Here is a 17,812-nt window from a genome sequence, read left to right on the forward strand (position 1 = left end):
GATTCACGCGCACACCGGCGCGGCCAAAATCGAGGATGTTCTGGCGCTAAGCCCACTGCAGCAAGGCTTTTACTCACTGGCCAAGCTCGCCGGCGACGGTGTCGACCTCTACACCATGCAGTTCGTCGCTGACATCGAAGGCCCGCTCGACGTGGCGCGGCTGCGCCTCAGCGCCGAGGCGATGCTGGGGCGCCATCCGAACCTGCGGGCCTCATTCTGGGATCGCGATCTGCCGCACCCGGTACAGATCGTCCCGGTCGAGGTGACGCTGCCGTGGCGTGAACTTGCCGCTGAGCCAACCGAATTCGACAGTATCGCCGAACACGAGCGGCTGACCAACTTCGACCTCGCCGAAGGCCCGCTAATGCGGTTTTTGTTGCTTCGCGTGCCCGGGGAGGCCGGCCAGCGGTTCCGGTTGATCCTCACCGTGCATCACATCCTGATGGATGCCTGGTCGTTGTCGGTGTTTTTCCGCGAGCTGATCGCGGTTTACCAACGCGGCGGCGACACCAGCGGACTGCCTAGTGCGCGACCATACCGCGACTATATCGGATGGCTTGGAAAACAAGATATTTCGGGGACCACCCAACGCTGGATCGACTACGCCGCGTCCCTGCGAAGTCCGACCATGCTGGCCGAGGCCCACCATTCGCGGCTGGGCACGGTGGTTCCGCAACGCACTGCGCTGTCGCTGGATGGGGCGGCCACGGCGCGATTGACCGGCTGGGCCCGTGAGCACGGCCTGACCCTGAACACCGTGCTGCAGTTCGCGTGGGCGGTGGTGTTGGGCCGGCTCACCGACCGGCGCGATGTCGCGTTCGGCACCGTCGTCTCGGGCCGTCCGCAAGACCTGGCCGGTGTCGAAACGATGGTCGGGCTCTTCATCAACACCGTGCCGGTGGTGGTGGAACTGGCACCGGGCAAGTCGGTTCTCGAACAGTGCCGGGTGCTGCAGCAGCGAAGTGCCGCCATGCGCGACCTCGGCTTCATCGGCCTGTCGCAGTTGCAGCGCGCTACCGGCCGGGGAGCGCTGTTCGACACCCTGCTGGTGTTCGAAAACGTCGCGATCGGGCCGACCGCCGAGACCGTCGTCAGCGAGGACGGTGTCCGGTTCCGGCCCGTGGGCGCCGAAAGCCTGGCGCACTACCCGCTGACCATCGTCAGCTGCCCGCCCGACGACCGGTTGATGCTGATGCTTGAGGCAGTGCCGGAGGCGCTGCCGCACATGTCGGTGGCCGATATCGGCGAACGGATGCTCAGCGTGCTGCGCCAGCTGCCGGAGTCGGGTGGTCGCGCCGCGGATCATCTCGACGTGCTGTTGCCCGCTGAACGGCACCGGCTGACCGCGCCCGAGCCGGTCATCCCCAGCACCGATTCGGCAACCGTCGGTGCGGCCTTCCGCCGCCAGGCCGACGCCACGCCCGATGCGGTGGCGCTGTCCTTCGCCGACGGCGCGCTGACCTATGCGGAGCTGCGCGACGCCGCCACCCGGTTGGCACGCGTGCTGGCCGACCGCGGCGTCGCGCCGGAAGACCTTGTCGCACTGGCGCTCCCGCGCTCACCGGCCTCGGTGATCGCGGTCCTGGCGGTGCTGCAGACCGGCGCGGCGTATGTACCGGTGGATCTCGAGCTGCCCGGGCATCGTATCGCCTCGATTTTGCGGCAATCGGCCCCGCGGCTCACCGTGACCGTCGCGCACAGCGCAGCAAGCGTCGGCGGGTACCCAGACACCGGCGAATTGCTGGTCCTCGACGATCCCGCAGTGGCTCACCAGATCGCCGGCCAAGGTGGCGATGCGGTGCCCGAGCGTGCCCGCCCGGACAACGCCGCCTATGTCATCTTCACCTCCGGTTCGACCGGTGAGCCCAAAGGCGTCGTCGGCACCCATCGGGCCCTGCTGTCCTATTTCGCCGACCACCGCGAACGCGTATACCGCCCGGCCACAGAGACTTTGGGCCGTCCGCTGCGCATCGCCCACGCCTGGTCGCTGAGCTTCGACGCGTCATGGCAGCCGCTGGTCGGGTTGCTCGACGGCCACGCCGTGCACCTTTTCGGAGCCGAAGATATGCGCGACGCCGCCCGGCTCGTCGACGGGATCGACCGCTGGCGCATCGACATGATCGACACCTCACCGTCGATGTTTTCCCAGCTGGCCGCGGCCGGACTCCTCGACCTGCAGGCGCCTGAACGCCCCGGCCGGCCGCGGCTGACCGTGCTGGCGCTCGGTGGGGAGGCGATCACGGCCGACGACTGGGCGCGGCTGCGGGCACTGCCCGACACCGCGGTGCACAACTGCTACGGCCCCACCGAGACCACCGTCGAATCGGTGGTGGCCGATGTCGCCGATTCGCCGGTGGTCAACATCGGGACGGCGGTTCGCGGCATGCGGGCCTACGTGCTCGACTCGGCGTTGCGGCCGGCTCCCGACGGCGCCGTGGGGGAGCTGTATCTGGCCGGAAACCAGCTCACCCGTGGCTATTTGGGGCGCCCGGCCGCGACAGCGGCAGCGTTCGTCGCGGACCCCTACCGCGCCGGGGAGCGGATGTATCGCACCGGCGATCTGGTGCGGCGGCTGGCGTCGGGCCGATTGGCCTACCTCGGCCGCGGCGACGACCAGGTGAAGGTTCGCGGCTATCGCATCGAAGTCGCCGAAGTGGTGGCCGCGCTATCGGCAAGCCCGGGCGTGGCCAGCGCCGCGGTGATTCCGGTGCGCGGCGCCACCGGCACCCGGCTGATCGGATTTGTGACGGCCGAGCGCGATAGTGGCGCCTTGAATGCCGCCGCGGTGCGGGCCGATGTCGCGCAGCGGTTGCCCGTCTATATGGTGCCGGCGCGGATCACCGTCGTGGACGCGATGCCGTTGACAGCGCACGGCAAGCTCGACACCGCGGCGTTACTGGCCGCCGCGGGCGACGCGCCCGATCCGGGTGCTGGGGCGGGCCGCGCTCCGGCCACCGACACCGAGCGGATGCTGGCAGCGGCGCTGGCCGAGCTGTTCGACGGTGCCACGCCCGGTGCGCAGCAGGATCTCTTCGAGCTCGGCATGGACAGCATCGTGGCGATATCGCTGGCCAACAAGACCCGTCACCTTGGGGTGACGCCGCGGATGGTGTTGGCCAACCCGACGATCGAACTGCTCGCCGCGGCGGTGCACGCGGGCCAAGCCGCGCCGCGCGCCGAGGCGGCCGACGATCCGGACCGGTTCGGCGAGGTTGTCGCGCTGCCGATCGCGTCATGGATGTACGAGTTCGGCAACTTCCGGCGCTTCGTCCAGACGCCGCTCATCTCGTTGCCACCGAATATCACTGCGGCACAACTAGAATCACTGCTTCAGGCGGTGCTGGACCGTCACGACATGCTGCGCGCCCAGCTCGACATCAGCCACGACGGCTATCGTTTGACCACTCGACCACCCGGCGTCGTGCGGGCCGCCGACATCCTCACGCGGGTTACCGGACCGGTGGCTGACACCCTGAACGTGCACGCACACAAGGTGATCGACCGCATCGATCCGTTCGCCGGGGTGATGGTTCGGGCGTTGTGGTGCGACGACCCGGCTGGCGGATGTCTGCTTTTGGTCATGCACCACCTGGTCACCGATGCCGTGTCGTGGTTTGTGCTCATGGCTGGGCTGGCGGCAGGTTGGGAGCAGCTGTGTGACGGCGAAAAGCCAGCTCTACCAGGCGAATACACTACCTATCGAGAATTCTCGCGACTGCTGGAGCAGCGCAGCCGCAGCCGTGAAGTCGCGGCGCAGCGCGACTACTGGCTGGCGCAGCTGACCGGGCCCGACCCGGCGCTGGGTTCCCGGATGCCCGATCCGCGCCGCGACACCTGGGCCTCGCTGCGGCTGACCACGGCGCGCAGCGAGGTCGCCGACACCCGGCTGATGCTGGCCAAGGTTGCGTCGGCCGGCGCGGGCATCGGTGTGCGGGAGTTTCTGCTGGCCGCGCTGACGATGACGCTGACCTCATGGCGAGTCCGTCGGGGCGACCCGGTGGGCAACGGAGTGCTGGTGGCGCTGGAAGGCCACGGGCGCGAGGATCAGCTCGCCGGTCCTGATGCAGCGGTGGACACGTCGAACACCGTCGGCTGGTTTACCACTGTTTTCCCGGTCCGGGTCCGTCATCGCGGGCGACCACTCGACATTGACACCGCACGTCGCGACCCGGCCGGCGCCCGTGATCTGCTGCGCGCGGTGGCCGATCAGGTCGCGGCGGTGCCCAACCACGGCCTGGACTACGGACTGCTGCGCTATCAGCGGCGCGACCCGGAGCTGGTGGCCGCGCCGCACCCGCAAGTGCAACTCAACTATGTCGGCCGGCTCGACCTCAGCCCCCAGCCGCCGGGCGCCGCCGCGTGGACCCTGGTCACCGACCCCGCGCGTCACGCGTGGCTGGCCCGGGCTCCCGAGCCGCAACTGCCGCTGCGCTACACCTTCGACGTGGTGCCGGTGGTGCATCCCAGCGCCGCGGGCCCCCAGCTGGTGACCAGCTGGCGGTGGAGCGAGCAGCTGAGCACCCAAGACGACGCCACGCAGTTGGCCCGGTTGTGGTGCGACGCGGTGGCGACGCTGGCGGGTGCGCTGTGAGCCGAACCGGGGAGGCGTCATGACAAAGGTGACCACACTTGCGGTGCTGGGAGCGGGCGCCAAGGCGGTGGCGGTTGCCGCCAAGGCGTCCGTGCTGCGCGACATGGGTGTCGACACACCGGATGTGGTCGCCGTCGAACGCACCGAAGTGGCCGCCAATTGGCGGGCCGGTGGCGGGTGGACCGACGGGGCGCAGCGGCTGGGCACCAGCCCCGAGAAGGACGTCGGGTTTCCCTACCGATCCTCGCTGGTGCCGCGCCGCAACGCCGAACTCGACGAGCGGATGACCCGTTACAGCTGGCAGTCGTTTCTGATCAGCACCGGCCAGTTCGCCGACTGGATCGACCGCGGCAGACCCGCCCCCACACACCGGCGGTGGGCCCAGTATTTGCGCTGGGTGGCCCAGCAGGTCGGTATGACGGTGGTGGAGGGCGAGGTTGAACGGCTCTCCGTCGACGGCGACAGCTGGGCACTGCACACGCACGAAACCACCGTGCGGGCAGACGCATTGATGATCACCGGCCCGGGCCAAGCCGAAAAGTCATTGTTGCCGGGCAATCCTCGAGTGCTCTCGATCGCCCAGTTCTGGCACCGCGCCGCAGGACCGGACCGCATCTGTGCCGACCGGGTGGCGGTGATCGGTGGCGGGGAGACCGCAGCATCGATCCTCAACGAGCTTTTCGGGCACCGGGTTTCGACGATCACCGTGATCTCGCCGCAGGTGACGCTATTCACCCGCGGCGAAGGCTTTTTCGAGAACTCGCTGTTTTCCGACCCGACCAACTGGGGGCTGTTGACGCTGGAGGAGCGCCGCGACGCGGTGGCCCGCACCGACCGCGGCGTGTTCTCGGCGAGCGTGCAGGAGTTGCTGCTGGCTGACGACCGAATCAGACACCTGCGTGGCCGGGTGGCTCACGCGGTGGGCCGGGAAGGGCAGATACGGTTGACCCTGAGCACCGATCGGGGCACCGAAAACCTGGAAACGGTGCATGGGTTCGATCTGGTGATCGACGGGTCGGGCGCCGATCCGCTGTGGTTCTTGACGCTGTTCAGCCAGGACGCTCTTGATCTGCTCGAGCTCGGGCTGGGTGGACCGCTGACCGGCGACAGCCTGCAGGAGGCGATCGGATACGATCTCGCCGTCGCGGCAGTCACGCCAAAGCTGTTCCTGCCCAACCTCGCTGGTCTTACCCAGGGTCCCGGCTTCCCGAACCTCAGCTGCCTGGGTCTGCTGTCCGACCGCGTGCTCGGCGCCATGCTGGCCAGCCGCCGTCACACGGCCTCTACTTCCGACACCACCAGAAACCCTGAGCACCACTCGATTCGATGACGAGGACAACATCGACCGGCAGCTTCGTCTCATGCGGGCAGCCCGAGGCACCGGGCGCGGTTATTGAGCAGGTTATGGCGCGTCTGTGCGGGGATCGCGATGTCCGGAATGCTGGTGTCGTTGTTAACGCTGGTGCATGTGTCGCCTTGCGGGCCGTTGTGTTACGTGTGCAGCGCGGATCGCCGCGCGGTAACGCACCCATCAGGGACACGCTCCGCATAGGATCAGCCAGCGCCGAGCACCCGACCGGCACAATGGCACCGACGTGGACAACCAACGAGAAGGGACATCCATGACCGTGAAATTCCTTGCCACCGGTGCGGCGACCGTCGCAGCGATCACAGCCGCGTCAGCGGGTCTGACCTGCATCGCGCATCCTGCCTGGTCCCAGCCGCTGCCCGTGGTCGTCAGCGCACCATTGCCGCTGGACCCGCCGCCGGCACCGAGCCTGCCAAGCGCTGAGCAGTTGGCCGATCTGTGCAACCAAGTGACCAACCCGGGCGTGGGGTACGGGGCCAAGAACAACCTCGTCGAGGGCGGCATCAGCCCCAGCGAAGGCCATGACGCCGACCACAAACTAAGAGAGGCCTACCGGCACGGGTATTTCCCGGAGAATTTCAGCGTGGCGAATATCCAGCAGGCCGGTCCGAACGTTACGGCCGACGTGACCACCTCGGGTCCAAAACTGGCGGTACCGGTGACGCAGAACTACACGTTCGCCAACCAGGGTGGCAACTGGGTCATCTCGCACGACTCTGCAGTGGCGCTGCTGCAGACGGCCACCGCCGGAGTCGACTAATCGGCCACCGCGCTCAGGTCGAGCCTGGCCAGGCGGGCCGGGTCGGCGAGCACGTCGATCGCGGTGATCCGTCCGTCGCGCACGACGAAACCCATGACCGCGGTGGCCCATCCCGCCACGCAGATCACCGCGCCGGCGGCGCCGTTGACGGTGGCAGGGCGCACCAGGCGCTCGGGCTGTGCGTAACTGTGCGCCAGCCCGGCCACCGCGAATGCGCCCCGCACCGAGCGGACCGCACCAGGACCGAAGTCGCCGCGCAATACCGCGTCGGGATCTAGCAGCGCGACCAGGCGGTCGAAGTCGCCGGCGCGCCCCGCCGCGAAGAACGCCTCGGCCACCTCACGCTGAGCCGCCGGGTCCGCGTCGGGAATCGGGCCGGCATCGTTGATGCGACGCCGTGCCCGGCTGGCGAGCTTGCGGGTGGCCTGCGGTGTGCGGTCCACGATCGGGTCGGGAACCTGAGCGACCAGTTCCTCGGCGCGACGGACCCGTCGAGCGCGCAGCGTATTCAGGCAGATCCGGGCCACGACCGTGGTCAGCCACGCGTCGAGGTTGGCGATCTCGTCGATGCCCACCGGGTCACGGGTCAGGCCAGGCGTCCTGCACCGCGTCCTCGGCGTCCTGAACCGAGCCCAGCATCCGGTAGGCAAGCGCGCTCAATTGCGGGCGCGCCGCCTCGAATTGCGTTGCCAGCGACGCGTCTGCGGTCACCGGCCGTCGGTGTCCGGCACCGCGCAGACCATGCCCTCGGAGAAGCCCGACGAACCGATGCCGAGCGCCAGGTTGAACCGGGCCCGCAAGTTCTCCAGGGCGATGAGGTAGGTCAGTTCGACAAGCGCGGCGGCACCGAACACGGCGCGCAGCGCGTCGACAAGCTCGTCGCTGACCTCGACCGGTGTCCGGCTCATCGCTGCGGCGTAGTCGAGCACCAGCCGGTCCGTTGCAGAAAAACACGCCGCGGTCCGGTATGCCGGCAGCGCGAGCAGTTCCTCGTCGCTCAGCCCCCACCGGCGCGCGATCTGCGAACCGAGGTCGATGCAGTACTCGCAACGGACCGTGGTCGCGGCCTTCAGCTCGGCCAGTGCCCGGTGCCGGCGGTCGAGCAGATCGAGCTTGGCCGACGCCTGCTCGAGTTTGCCGTACGCGCTCAACAGCTTCGGGACGTGGGCATACATGCGCAGCGGTTCGAGCATCGTCTCGGTTTGGCGGCCCGCCAGCCTGGTCAGGTGGCGCTTGGTGAAGAACCACGCGATCTTCGTGGCCGGCCCGGCGTCACGGTCGGAAACTCCGGCAAGTCGCGGCATGGCATCCCTCCTGAAGGTGGTCTCAGTTATCCGACACCCGGCGGCGCCACACTGTGACCGCGTTACGCCCGCCGGCTCGGCGGCACGTCCATATCCAGCAGGCGCGCATGCAGCACGGTGCGATTACGCAGCGCCGCACGCACCGCCCGGTGCAGGCCGTCCTCGAGATAGACGGTGCCCTTCCACTTCACCGCGTGCGGAAAAAGGTCACCGTAGAAGGTCGAGTCCTCCGACAACAACCGGTCCAACGCGAGCACGGTTGTGGTGGTGACCAATTCGTCGAGCCGGATTTGCCGCGGCGGTATCCGCGACCAGTCCCGGTAGGACAGGCCGTGATCCGGGTATGGCTTGCCGTCCCGCACACCCTTGAAGATCATCTCGCTGCGACGTCCCGGCCCGACGTGAGCATGGTTGACAAGGTTAGCGCGGCGAGAATGCGGGCCGAAACGGCGAACACCGTGATGCGCTGGTCGTGGCCCTAAAATGGAGCCGTTCAGGGAAAGGTGATTGCGATGGGAAGTGCCGAGGAGCGTCGCTTTGAGGTGCTGCGCGCCATCGTCGCCGACTTCGTCGCCACCAAGGAGCCGATTGGCTCGAAGGCCCTGGTGGAACGGCATAACCTTGGCGTGTCCAGCGCCACCGTCCGCAACGACATGGCCGTGCTCGAGGCCGAGGGCTACATCACCCAGCCGCACACCAGCTCCGGCCGGGTGCCGACCGAAAAGGGCTACCGCGAGTTCGTCGACCGGCTCGAGGACGTCAAACCGCTGTCCGCGGCCGAGCGACGGGCGATCCAGAAGTTCCTGGAATCCGGCGTCGACCTCGATGACGTGCTGCGCCGCGCGGTACGGCTGCTCGCCCAGCTCACCCGCCAGGTCGCGATCGTGCAGTACCCGACGCTGTCGACGTCGACGGTGCGGCACCTGGAAGTGATCGCACTGACACCGGCGCGGCTGCTGATGGTCGTGATCACCGACACCGGCCGAGTCGACCAGCGCATCGTCGAACTCGGCGACGTCATCGACGAGCACCAACTGTCGCAGCTGCGCGACATGCTGGGCCAGGCGTTGGAGGGTAAGAAGCTGGCCGCGGCCTCGGCGGCGGTCGCCGAATTGGCCGAACACCTCGACGGCGCCGGCGGGCTGGGCGACGCGGTCGGCCGCGCCGCGACCGTGTTGGTGGAATCGCTGGTGGAGCACAACGAGGAACGGCTGCTGATGGGCGGCACCGCCAACCTGACCCGCAACACCGCCGACTTCGGCGGTTCTTTGCGGTCCATCCTGGAAGCCCTCGAGGAACAGGTCGTGGTGCTGCGGCTGCTCGCGGCCCAGCAGGAAGCCGGCAAGGTGACCGTGCGCATCGGTCACGAGACCGAGGCCGAGGAGATGGCCGCCACGTCGGTGGTGTCGACCGCCTATGGCACCCATGACACGATCTACGGGGGCATGGGTGTGCTCGGCCCGACCCGAATGGACTATCCGGGAACTATCGCTACCGTTGCTGCAGTTGCTATGTACATCGGCGAAGTGCTGGGTGCCCGATGATCGCGCACCTGCTGCAGAATTTGTGGACAGCCGCGTAACGCGGCCCAAGAACGGCTTGGGAAAGGTTAGGCGTGGCACGCGATTACTACGGTCTGCTCGGTGTGAGCAGAAACGCGAGCGATGCGGAGATCAAACGCGCCTATCGCAAGCTGGCGCGCGAGCTGCACCCCGACGTCAATCCGGATGAGGAAGCCCAGGCGAGATTCAAGGAAATCAGCGTTGCCTACGAGGTGCTGTCCGACCCGGAAAAACGCCGCATCGTCGACATGGGCGGAGACCCGATGGAAAGCGCCGGCATGTCGGCCAACGGCTTTCCCGGCTTCGGTGGCCTCGGCGACGTGTTCGAAGCCTTCTTCGGTGGCGGTTTCGGCAGCGGCTTCGGCGGGGGTTCGACGTCCCGCGGTCCGGCTGGACGGGTCCGGCCGGGCTCGGACTCGTTGCTGCGCATGCGCCTGGACCTCGAGGAATGCGCGGCGGGTGTGACCAAGCAGGTCACCGTCGACACCGCAGTGCTGTGCGACCGCTGCCACGGCCGCGGCACCAACGGCAACTCCGGCCCGGTGCGCTGCGACACCTGCGGCGGTCAGGGGGAAGTCCAAACCGTCCAGCGTTCGCTGCTCGGCCAGGTGATGACGTCGCGGCCGTGTCCGACTTGCCGCGGTGTGGGTGAGGTCATCCTGGACCCGTGCTACCAGTGCGGCGGCGACGGCCGCGTGCGGGCGCGCCGAGAAATCAGCGTCAAGATACCCGCCGGGGTCGGCAACGGTATGCGGGTGCGGCTGGCCGCGCAGGGCGAGGTCGGACCGGGTGGTGGGCCGGCCGGCGACTTGTACGTCGAGGTGCACGAACAACCGCACGACGTCTTTGTCCGCGATGGCGACGACCTGCACTGCACGGTCTCGGTCCCGATGGTCGATGCGGCGATGGGCACCACGGTCACGATCGACGACATTCTCGACGGCCCCACCAAAGTCACGATTCCGGCGGGCACGCAGCCGGGTGCGACGATCAAGCTGGCGGGTCACGGGATGCCGCACCTGCGTTCGGGGGTGCGGGGCGATCTGCACGTGCACGTCGAGGTGGTGGTGCCCACGCGGCTGGACAACCGCGAGATGCAGCTGCTTCGGGAGTTCAAGAGCCGCCGCGGCCACGACGTTGCCGAGGTGCGGTCGGCTCACGGCAGCACCGGCAGCGGACTGTTCAGCCGACTGCGTGAAACGTTCACTGGCCGTTGACCTTCGATCGGCCCGGCGGCGACCTGTTCTACGTCGACGCGGTGCCCGGCCCGGGCGCCCCGGCCGAGGTGTGCGGCGACGAAGGTTTTCATGCCGCCACGGTGCGGCGGATCCGTCCCGGCGAACGGCTGGTACTGGGCGACGGTGCGGGCAGCCTGGCCGACTGCGTGGTGGAGGAGACCAGCCGCGCGGGGCTGCGGGCCCGGGTCCTGAGCCGCTGGAGCGTCGCACCCGGACAGCCGCCGGTGACGGTGGTGCAGGCGCTGCCGAAGTCCGAGCGTTCCGAGTTGGCGATCGACTTGGCCACCCAAGCCGGGGCCGACGCGTTCGTGGCCTGGCAGGCGGCGCGGTGTGTGGCCCGCTGGGAGGGCGCCCGGGCGGACAAGGGCCTGCGTCGGTGGCGCGCGGTGGTGCGCTCGGCCGCCCGGCAATCCCGCCGGGCACACATTCCCCCCGTCGAGGGCCCGCTGTCCACCGAGCAGCTGGCTCAGCGGATCTGCGACCAGGTCGCCTCAGGCGCGGTGGTGCTCGCCTTGCACGAGGCGGCGACCGACCGGCTCGCGGATCTTGCTCTGGCGCAAGCGAACTCACTGATGCTTGTGGTCGGCCCGGAGGGTGGTATCGCTCCCGACGAGATCGCCGCGCTGACCGACGCGGGCGCCGTCGCGGTGCGGCTGGGCCCGACCGTGCTGCGCACGTCGAGCGCGGCCGCGGTCGCGCTCGGTGCGCTGGGCGTGCTGACCCCGCGCTGGGACTGAACCGGCTTCGCAACCGCGTGACCATGCAATCCTTCTGCGCGACTGCGACCGGCGTGCGAAGCCCAAAGCCTGGCGGGAAAGCGGGCGGTGCCGGCCACCGGCGCGGTGCAGGCCCGCGAGGTGCTGGACAAGGATCTGCCGGCGAACACGCTGCTGCGTGCTGACCAGCCCGGGGCCTCGGCGGTAAACTAAGAAACCGACCCGGCTGCACAACCCGCAGAAAGCAGGCACTGAACCCCCTTGACGCCCCGCGACAGCAACGCTGCTGACCAGTCGACCGCTCAGGTTCGCAGCAGCATCGATGTTCCGCCCGACCTCGTCGTGGGCCTGCTGGGTTCCGCAGACGAGAATTTGCGCGCACTCGAAGGCACCCTGGCCGCCGATCTGCATGCGCGCGGCAACGCCATCACGCTCTCCGGCGAGCCCGCCGATGTGGCGCTCGCCGAACGGGTGATCGCCGAACTCGTCACGATTGTGGCCAGCGGCCAGCCGTTGACCCCGGACGCGGTGCGCCACAGTGTGGCGATGCTGGTCGGCTCCGGCAACGAGTCGCCGGCCGAGGTGCTCACCCTCGACATCTTGTCGCGGCGGGGCAAGACGATCCGGCCCAAGACGCTCAACCAGAAACACTATGTCGACGCGATCGACGCCAACACCATCGTGTTCGGGATCGGACCGGCCGGCACCGGCAAGACGTATCTGGCGATGGCCAAGGCGGTCAACGCGCTGCAGAGCAAACAGGTCACCCGTATCATCCTGACCCGGCCGGCCGTGGAAGCCGGTGAGCGCCTTGGCTTTCTGCCGGGCACCCTGAGCGAAAAGATCGACCCCTACCTGCGGCCGCTATACGACGCGCTTCACGACATGATGGAACCTGAGCTGATCCCGAAGCTGATGAGCGCCGGGGTAATTGAGGTCGCTCCGCTGGCATATATGCGGGGACGGACTCTCAATGATGCGTTCATCATTCTCGACGAGGCACAGAACACCACGGCAGAGCAAATGAAGATGTTCCTCACCCGCCTCGGGTTTGGATCGAAAGTCGTTGTTACTGGCGATATTACCCAGATCGACCTGCCGGGCGGAGCAAAGTCAGGACTGCGGGCGGCGGTCGACATCCTCGAGGATATCGACGACATCCACATCGCCGAGCTCACCAGCGCGGACGTGGTCCGGCACCGCTTGGTTTCCGAAATCGTGGATGCCTACGCGAAATACGAGGAGCCTGGCCTGACCATGAACCGGGCCGCGCGGCGGGCGTCGGGCGTGCGTCATCGCCGGTAGGCGGTGAAGCCATGAGCATCGAGGTATCCAACGAGTCTGGCATCGACGTCTCGGAAGCCGAGCTGGTCAGCGTCGCCCGGTTCGTGCTCGACAAGATGAACGTCAACCCGGCGGCCGAGCTGTCGATGGTGCTGCTGGACACCTCGGCGATGGCCGACCTGCACATGCGCTGGATGGACCTGCCCGGTCCGACCGATGTGATGAGCTTCCCGATGGACGAGCTCGAGCCCGGTGGACGCCCCGACGCCCCGGAGCCGGGACCGGGCATGCTGGGCGATATCGTGCTGTGCCCGGAGTTTGCCGCCGAGCAGGCCGCAGCCGCCGGGCATTCGCTGGGTCACGAGCTGGCGTTGCTGACCATCCACGGCGTGTTGCACCTGCTGGGCTACGATCACGCCGAGCCGGACGAGGAAAAAGAAATGTTCACCCTGCAGCAGCGGCTGCTCGAAGAATGGGTCGCCGATCAGGTCGCGGCCTACCATCAGGACCGGCAGAGCGAGCGGGACCGCCGGCTGTTGGACAAGTCGCGGTATTTCGACCAGCCGTGAACGGGTTTGCTCCGCTGCTCGGCGCGATGGTGTTGGTCGGTCTGGGCGGGTTGTTCGCCGCCACCGACGCCGCGATCAGCACCGTGTCGGTGGCCCGGGTTCACGAACTGGTGCGTGACGAACGGCCCGGCGCGGTCCGGCTGGCCAAGGTGATGGCCAATCGGCCCAGCTACATCAATCTGGTGGTGCTGCTACGCATCGTCTGCGAGATCACCGCGACCGCGCTGCTGGTCGTCTTCCTCCGGCACAATCTGAGCCTGGATTGGGGCCTGTTTGCCGCCGCGGCGATCATGGTGGTAACCAGCTTTATCGTCATCGGGGTCGGTCCGCGCACCCTGGGTCGTCAGCACGCGTACTCGATCTCGCTGGTCGCCGCCTTTCCGCTGCAAGTGATTTCGTGGCTGCTGATGCCGATCAGCCGGCTGCTGGTGGTCCTGGGTAATGCGCTGACTCCGGGCCGCGGGTTCCGCAACGGACCGTTCGCCTCTGAGATCGAGTTGCGTGAGGTCGTCGACTTGGCGCAGCAGCGTGGCGTCGTCGCCGCCGACGAGCGCAGGATGATCCAGTCCGTCTTCGAACTCAGCGACACGCCGGCCCGCGAAGTGATGGTGCCCCGCACCGAGATGATCTGGATCGAAAGCGACAAGTCGGTTCGCCAGGCGATAACGCTGGCGGTGCGCAGCGGGCACTCGCGGATCCCGGTGATCGGCGAGAACGTCGACGACATCCTCGGCGTCGTGTTTCTGAAAGACCTTGTCAAACAGACCGATTACTCGGCCAACGGCGACCGCGACACCCCTGTCGCGCTGGTGATGCGCCCGGCGGTGTTCGTGCCGGATTCCAAGCCACTGGATGCCCTGCTGCGGGAAATGCAGCGCGATCGTAACCACATGGCGCTGCTGGTCGACGAGTACGGCGCGATCGCGGGACTGGTGACGATCGAAGACGTGCTGGAGGAGATCGTCGGCGAGATCGCCGACGAGTACGACGAGGCTGAGACAGCACCGGTAGAGGACCTGGGCGACAATCGGTTTCGAGTATCGGCGCGACTGCCGATCGAGGATCTCGGCGAGCTCTACGGCGTGGAGTTCGAGGAGGATCTCGACGTCGACACGGTCGGCGGCCTGCTTGCGCTGGAGCTGGGCCGGGTTCCGCTGCCCGGCTCGGAGGTGGTGTCGCACGGGTTGCGGCTGCACGCCGAGGGCGGCCCTGACCATCGCGGGCGGTTGCGGATCGGTACTGTCTTGCTGAGCCGCGCCGACGACTATACACAGCGACGCGATGAGGAGAAGCGGCGCGCGTGAGTCCCGGCCGGCACCGACGGCCACCACGATGGGGAGGCCAATCGTGATAGGTGAACAGCTCGACGCCGAGGACGCGAAGCTGGTCGTGCTGGCGCGGGCGGCGATGGCCCGGGCCGAAGCCGCCAGCGGCGCCGCGGTGCGTGATATCGACGGCCGCAGCTACGCCGGCGCGCCGGTTGCATTGTCGGCGCTGCAACTGACCGCGTTGCAGTCGGCGGTGGCCGCGGCGGTGTCCAGCGGTGCCACCGGCCTCGAGGCCGCCGTACTGGTGGGCGGTTCCGCCGACGACGCCGGCATTGCCGCGGTGCGCGAGCTCTCGCCAACGGCTGCGGTGATCGTCACCGACCGCGACGGGGCTGTCGTGTGACGACACCGTGACCGAATTCCGTTCCGGCTTTGTGTGTTTCGTGGGCCGGCCGAACACCGGCAAGTCGACGCTGATGAACAGGCTGGTCGGCGCGAAGGTCGCGATCACCTCGACCCGCCCGCAGACCACCCGTCACACCATTCGCGGGATCGTGCACCGGGAGAACTTCCAGATCGTCCTGGTCGATACCCCGGGGCTGCACCGGCCACGCACCCTGTTGGGCAAGCGGCTCAACGACCTGGTCCGCGCCACCTACGCGGAGGTTGACGTCATCGGGCTGTGCATCCCCGCCGACGAGGCGATCGGCCCGGGGGACAGGTGGATCGTCGACCAGATCCGCTCGGTCGCGCCCACGACCACGCTCGTGGCCGTCGTCACCAAAATCGACAAGGTGTCCAAGGACCAGCTGGCCGCTCAGCTGGCCGCGGTCGGCGAGTTGGTGGGGTCTGGCACCGAGGTGGTCCCCGTCTCCGCGGTCCGTGGTGAGCAGATCGACGTGCTGATCGATGTGCTGGCCGCCGCCCTGCCGCCCGGACCGGCGTACTACCCAGACGGTGAGCTCACCGACGAACCCGAAGAAGTGTTGATGGCCGAGCTCATCCGCGAGGCCGCCCTGGAGGGTCTGGGCGACGAGCTGCCGCATTCGCTGGCGGTGGTGATCGACGAAGTCGCCCCGCGGCAAGGCCGCGACGACCTGATCGACGTGCACGCCGTGCTCTATGTCGAGCGCGACAGCCAGAAGGGCATCGTCATCGGCAAGGGCGGTAGCCGGCTGCGCGAAGTTGGCACCGCGGCGCGTACCCAGATCGAGAAGCTACTGGGCACCAAGGTCTACCTCGACCTGCGCGTCAAGGTCGCCAAGAACTGGCAGCGTGACCCCAAACAGCTTGGTCGGCTTGGGTTTTGAGCGTAGCCTGAACGAATATGCGCGAGACGGTCGCGCTACTTGCCGCATTGGCTGCGACGGCTGTTATCGCCGCCGCCCCGGCACACGCCGACCCGGAGGCCGAGTACTTGGACACGCTGGCCGGTCAAGGCTTCGACCTGACGGCCGTCAATACCCGCCGGCTCATCAACTTCGGCAAGGCGGCCTGCGCCGACATCGGCACCGGCGGCGAAGAGCGAGCCGTGCGACACCTGGCGTCGTTTCCCGGCGCCGACCCGGCGCGGGTGCGTGCGGTGGTCAGCACTGCACACGAAAAGCTGTGTCCGGGCGCGTGAGCCGCTCAGCGCATCGGGGGCCCGCTGGAGACCGGCGGGGTGTCGGTGCCGGTGTTCCACCACGTCTCCGGCTGTTTGGCGGCCCAGCCCAGGACGGCCTCCAGCTCGGCGGCCAGCGACACCAGCAGCGGCTCGCTGTTCGCCGGTCCCATCAACTGCACACCGATGGGCAGACCCTCGGAGGTGAAACCGGCCGGGACGTTGATCGACGGCCAGCCCAGCAGATTCCACGGCCACGTCACCGGGCATGCCTTGATCATGGCCCGGTCGGTGGCCAGGCCACCCAGGTTGTCAAAGGCGTGCACCGGGGGCGGTGGCTGGGCGGTCGTCGGGGCCAGCACCACGTCGACGATGCGGAAAATCGAGCCGACTCGGCGCTGATCTGCGGCTTCGTGGGCACGCGCGCGGCGCAGCACCGCCCCGGACAGCAGCCGACCCATCCGCATGTTGGACAGCGTGCGAGGGTCGTAGTCGACGCCGTCACCGAGCCGCTCGGCCCAGTCGAGCAGCCCGGCGGTGGACCGTGACAGGAAGTTCACGGACAACCGCAGGCCGTAATCGGGGTTACCGGCCATCACGGTATGGCCGAGCAGCCTGAGCTGCTCGGCGACCGAGTCGAGTGCGGCCCTGATCTCCGGATGCAGTGTGGCCCGAAAACCCGTGAACGGGAACAGGGTTGACACGGCGATCTTCAGCGGACCTGGCGCGGTCCCGACGTATTCGGACACCGTCACCGGGGGCGGTTTATGCAGGTCGCCGTCGACGTTGCCCGATACCGCATCCAGCACCAGCGCCGCGTCCTCGACGGTGCGGGCCAGCACACCGTTGACCGTGATCCCGTTGAACGCCTCAGGCAGTGGCCAGGTGGAGATCCGGCCGCGTTGCGGCTTGATGCCCACCAGGTGCGTCCAGGCCGCGGGGATGCGGATGCTGCCCGCGCCGTCGGAGCCGATCGCCGCGGCGACCAGGCCCGCGGCCACCGCCGCCGCGCTGCCGCCAGAGGATCCGCCGGGTGTGTGCTTGCGCGACCACGGGTTGCGGGTGTGCCCGAACGCGGGTCCGCTGGTGAAGGGCCATTGGCCGAGCTCGCAGGTGTTGGTCTTACCGACGATGACCGCGCCCGCCGCCTTGAGCCGGCGCACCACCTCGGAATCGGCGGGTGCCGGCGGGACGTATCCGGAGGTGCCGAAAGCGGTTGGTATTCCTGCGATATCGACGTCGTCCTTCACCGCGACGGGGATGCCCAGCAGCGGCGCCTGCTCACCGGCTGCGCGCCGCCGGTCGGCCTCGGCGGCCTCGGCCAGCGCCGACTCGGCGAGGACCACCCGAAAAGCGTTCAAGCTGGGCTGGCTGAGGTCGATGGCGTGCAGCGAACGACGCACCAGCTCTTCCGACGTCACCTCGTGGGTGGCCAGCTGGTAGAGCTGGTCGGTCAGGGTAGGGAAGCGAAAAACCGAAGTGCCTGTCATCGCTGACCAGGGTATCGGCGTGCCGTCGCGGCCATGTCCCGGCGATGTCTCGGTGCGA

General features: G+C 68.2%; 15 protein-coding genes and 1 pseudogene. 12 read left to right on the forward strand and 4 right to left on the reverse strand.

Features of this window, described 5'->3' with window-relative positions; all coding sequences use genetic code 11:
- Position 1: 1 nt before the first annotated feature.
- The 3 genes from MHEC_RS09120 to MHEC_RS09130 all read left to right on the forward strand — a co-directional run bounded on the left by MHEC_RS09120 (position 2) and on the right by MHEC_RS09130 (position 6,720).
- On the forward strand, positions 2–4,591 hold the full coding sequence (locus tag MHEC_RS09120; protein ID WP_048890753.1) for a non-ribosomal peptide synthetase: 4,590 nt from the start codon (positions 2–4) through the stop codon (positions 4,589–4,591).
- A 19-nt stretch (positions 4,592–4,610) separates the two neighbouring features.
- Entirely contained in the window at positions 4,611–5,921 is a 1,311-nt protein-coding gene (gene mbtG, locus MHEC_RS09125) for an NADPH-dependent L-lysine N(6)-monooxygenase MbtG (protein WP_099868835.1), read from the forward strand.
- 292 nt (positions 5,922–6,213) lie between these two features.
- On the forward strand, positions 6,214–6,720 hold the full coding sequence (locus MHEC_RS09130) for an MTB12 family secreted protein (protein ID WP_048890704.1): 507 nt from the start codon (positions 6,214–6,216) through the stop codon (positions 6,718–6,720).
- Here MHEC_RS09130 and MHEC_RS09135 read toward each other — a convergent pair.
- The 3 genes and pseudogenes from MHEC_RS09135 to MHEC_RS09145 form a co-directional block, all read right to left on the reverse strand.
- Positions 6,717–7,431: pseudogene (locus tag MHEC_RS09135) on the reverse strand (sigma factor). The gene MHEC_RS09130 and the pseudogene MHEC_RS09135 sit on opposite strands and share 4 nt — an antisense overlap.
- Complete coding sequence (locus tag MHEC_RS09140; protein ID WP_048890703.1) at positions 7,428–8,024, reverse strand: carboxymuconolactone decarboxylase family protein; 597 nt, start codon at positions 8,022–8,024, stop codon at positions 7,428–7,430. Before MHEC_RS09140 ends, MHEC_RS09135 begins: the two are co-directional and overlap by 4 nt.
- 62 nt (positions 8,025–8,086) lie before the next feature.
- Entirely contained in the window at positions 8,087–8,401 is a 315-nt protein-coding gene (locus MHEC_RS09145) for a type II toxin-antitoxin system VapB family antitoxin (RefSeq protein ID WP_048890702.1), read from the reverse strand.
- 135 nt (positions 8,402–8,536) lie between these two features.
- Between MHEC_RS09145 and hrcA the strand changes: the two genes are divergently transcribed.
- The 9 genes from hrcA to MHEC_RS09190 all read left to right on the forward strand — a co-directional run bounded on the left by hrcA (position 8,537) and on the right by MHEC_RS09190 (position 16,285).
- The gene (hrcA, locus tag MHEC_RS09150; RefSeq protein ID WP_048890751.1) at positions 8,537–9,568 is read left to right on the forward strand and encodes a heat-inducible transcriptional repressor HrcA; all 1,032 of its coding nucleotides are present in this window, start codon (positions 8,537–8,539) and stop codon (positions 9,566–9,568) included.
- 71 nt (positions 9,569–9,639) lie between these two features.
- A complete protein-coding gene (gene dnaJ / locus MHEC_RS09155; protein WP_048890701.1) occupies positions 9,640–10,803 on the forward strand; it encodes a molecular chaperone DnaJ in 1,164 nt (387 codons plus the stop codon).
- A gap of 23 nt (positions 10,804–10,826) precedes the next feature.
- Positions 10,827–11,561 carry a 16S rRNA (uracil(1498)-N(3))-methyltransferase gene (locus MHEC_RS09160; RefSeq protein WP_048890750.1) on the forward strand — a complete coding sequence of 245 codons (735 nt, stop codon included), beginning with the start codon at positions 10,827–10,829 and terminating at the stop codon, positions 11,559–11,561.
- A 240-nt stretch (positions 11,562–11,801) separates the two neighbouring features.
- Entirely contained in the window at positions 11,802–12,845 is a 1,044-nt protein-coding gene (locus MHEC_RS09165) for a PhoH family protein (RefSeq protein ID WP_048890700.1), read from the forward strand.
- An 11-nt stretch (positions 12,846–12,856) separates the two neighbouring features.
- Positions 12,857–13,393 (forward strand): rRNA maturation RNase YbeY, encoded by a 537-nt coding sequence (gene ybeY / locus MHEC_RS09170; RefSeq protein WP_048890699.1) that lies wholly within the window; start codon positions 12,857–12,859, stop codon positions 13,391–13,393.
- Positions 13,394–13,419: 26 nt separating this feature from the next.
- Positions 13,420–14,697 (forward strand): hemolysin family protein, encoded by a 1,278-nt coding sequence (locus tag MHEC_RS09175; protein ID WP_275998979.1) that lies wholly within the window; start codon positions 13,420–13,422, stop codon positions 14,695–14,697.
- 28 nt (positions 14,698–14,725) lie between these two features.
- Positions 14,726–15,064, forward strand: coding sequence for a hypothetical protein (locus MHEC_RS09180; RefSeq protein ID WP_048890697.1), 339 nt, complete (start codon positions 14,726–14,728; stop codon positions 15,062–15,064).
- A 7-nt stretch (positions 15,065–15,071) separates the two neighbouring features.
- A complete protein-coding gene (era, locus tag MHEC_RS09185) occupies positions 15,072–15,971 on the forward strand; it encodes a GTPase Era (RefSeq protein ID WP_048890696.1) in 900 nt (299 codons plus the stop codon).
- Positions 15,972–15,988: 17 nt separating this feature from the next.
- Positions 15,989–16,285: a DUF732 domain-containing protein gene (locus MHEC_RS09190; protein ID WP_048890695.1), complete on the forward strand. Its 297-nt coding sequence runs from the start codon at positions 15,989–15,991 to the stop codon at positions 16,283–16,285.
- A gap of 5 nt (positions 16,286–16,290) precedes the next feature.
- Here the strand turns inward: MHEC_RS09190 and MHEC_RS09195 are convergent, their stop codons facing one another.
- The gene (locus MHEC_RS09195; protein ID WP_048890694.1) at positions 16,291–17,754 is read right to left on the reverse strand and encodes an amidase; all 1,464 of its coding nucleotides are present in this window, start codon (positions 17,752–17,754) and stop codon (positions 16,291–16,293) included.
- Positions 17,755–17,812 lie beyond the last annotated feature (58 nt).

Source organism: Mycobacterium heckeshornense, assembly GCF_016592155.1.
Lineage (GTDB): Bacteria > Actinomycetota > Actinomycetes > Mycobacteriales > Mycobacteriaceae > Mycobacterium > Mycobacterium heckeshornense.

Excerpts from the sequence above, each read along its gene's own strand:
- MHEC_RS09180 (WP_048890697.1), top strand. The coding sequence starts at position 14,726 with ATGGGGAGGCCAATCGTGATAGGTGAACAGCTCGACGCCGAGGACGCG.
- MHEC_RS09195 (WP_048890694.1), bottom strand. The coding sequence starts at position 17,754 with ATGACAGGCACTTCGGTTTTTCGCTTCCCTACCCTGACCGACCAGCTC.
- hrcA (WP_048890751.1), top strand. The coding sequence starts at position 8,537 with ATGGGAAGTGCCGAGGAGCGTCGCTTTGAGGTGCTGCGCGCCATCGTC.
- MHEC_RS09140 (WP_048890703.1), bottom strand. The coding sequence starts at position 8,024 with ATGCCGCGACTTGCCGGAGTTTCCGACCGTGACGCCGGGCCGGCCACG.
- MHEC_RS09130 (WP_048890704.1), top strand. The coding sequence starts at position 6,214 with ATGACCGTGAAATTCCTTGCCACCGGTGCGGCGACCGTCGCAGCGATC.
- MHEC_RS09175 (WP_275998979.1), top strand. The coding sequence starts at position 13,420 with ATGGTGTTGGTCGGTCTGGGCGGGTTGTTCGCCGCCACCGACGCCGCG.
- ybeY (WP_048890699.1), top strand. The coding sequence starts at position 12,857 with ATGAGCATCGAGGTATCCAACGAGTCTGGCATCGACGTCTCGGAAGCC.
- mbtG (WP_099868835.1), top strand. The coding sequence starts at position 4,611 with ATGACAAAGGTGACCACACTTGCGGTGCTGGGAGCGGGCGCCAAGGCG.
- MHEC_RS09190 (WP_048890695.1), top strand. The coding sequence starts at position 15,989 with ATGCGCGAGACGGTCGCGCTACTTGCCGCATTGGCTGCGACGGCTGTT.
- MHEC_RS09145 (WP_048890702.1), bottom strand. The coding sequence starts at position 8,401 with ATGATCTTCAAGGGTGTGCGGGACGGCAAGCCATACCCGGATCACGGC.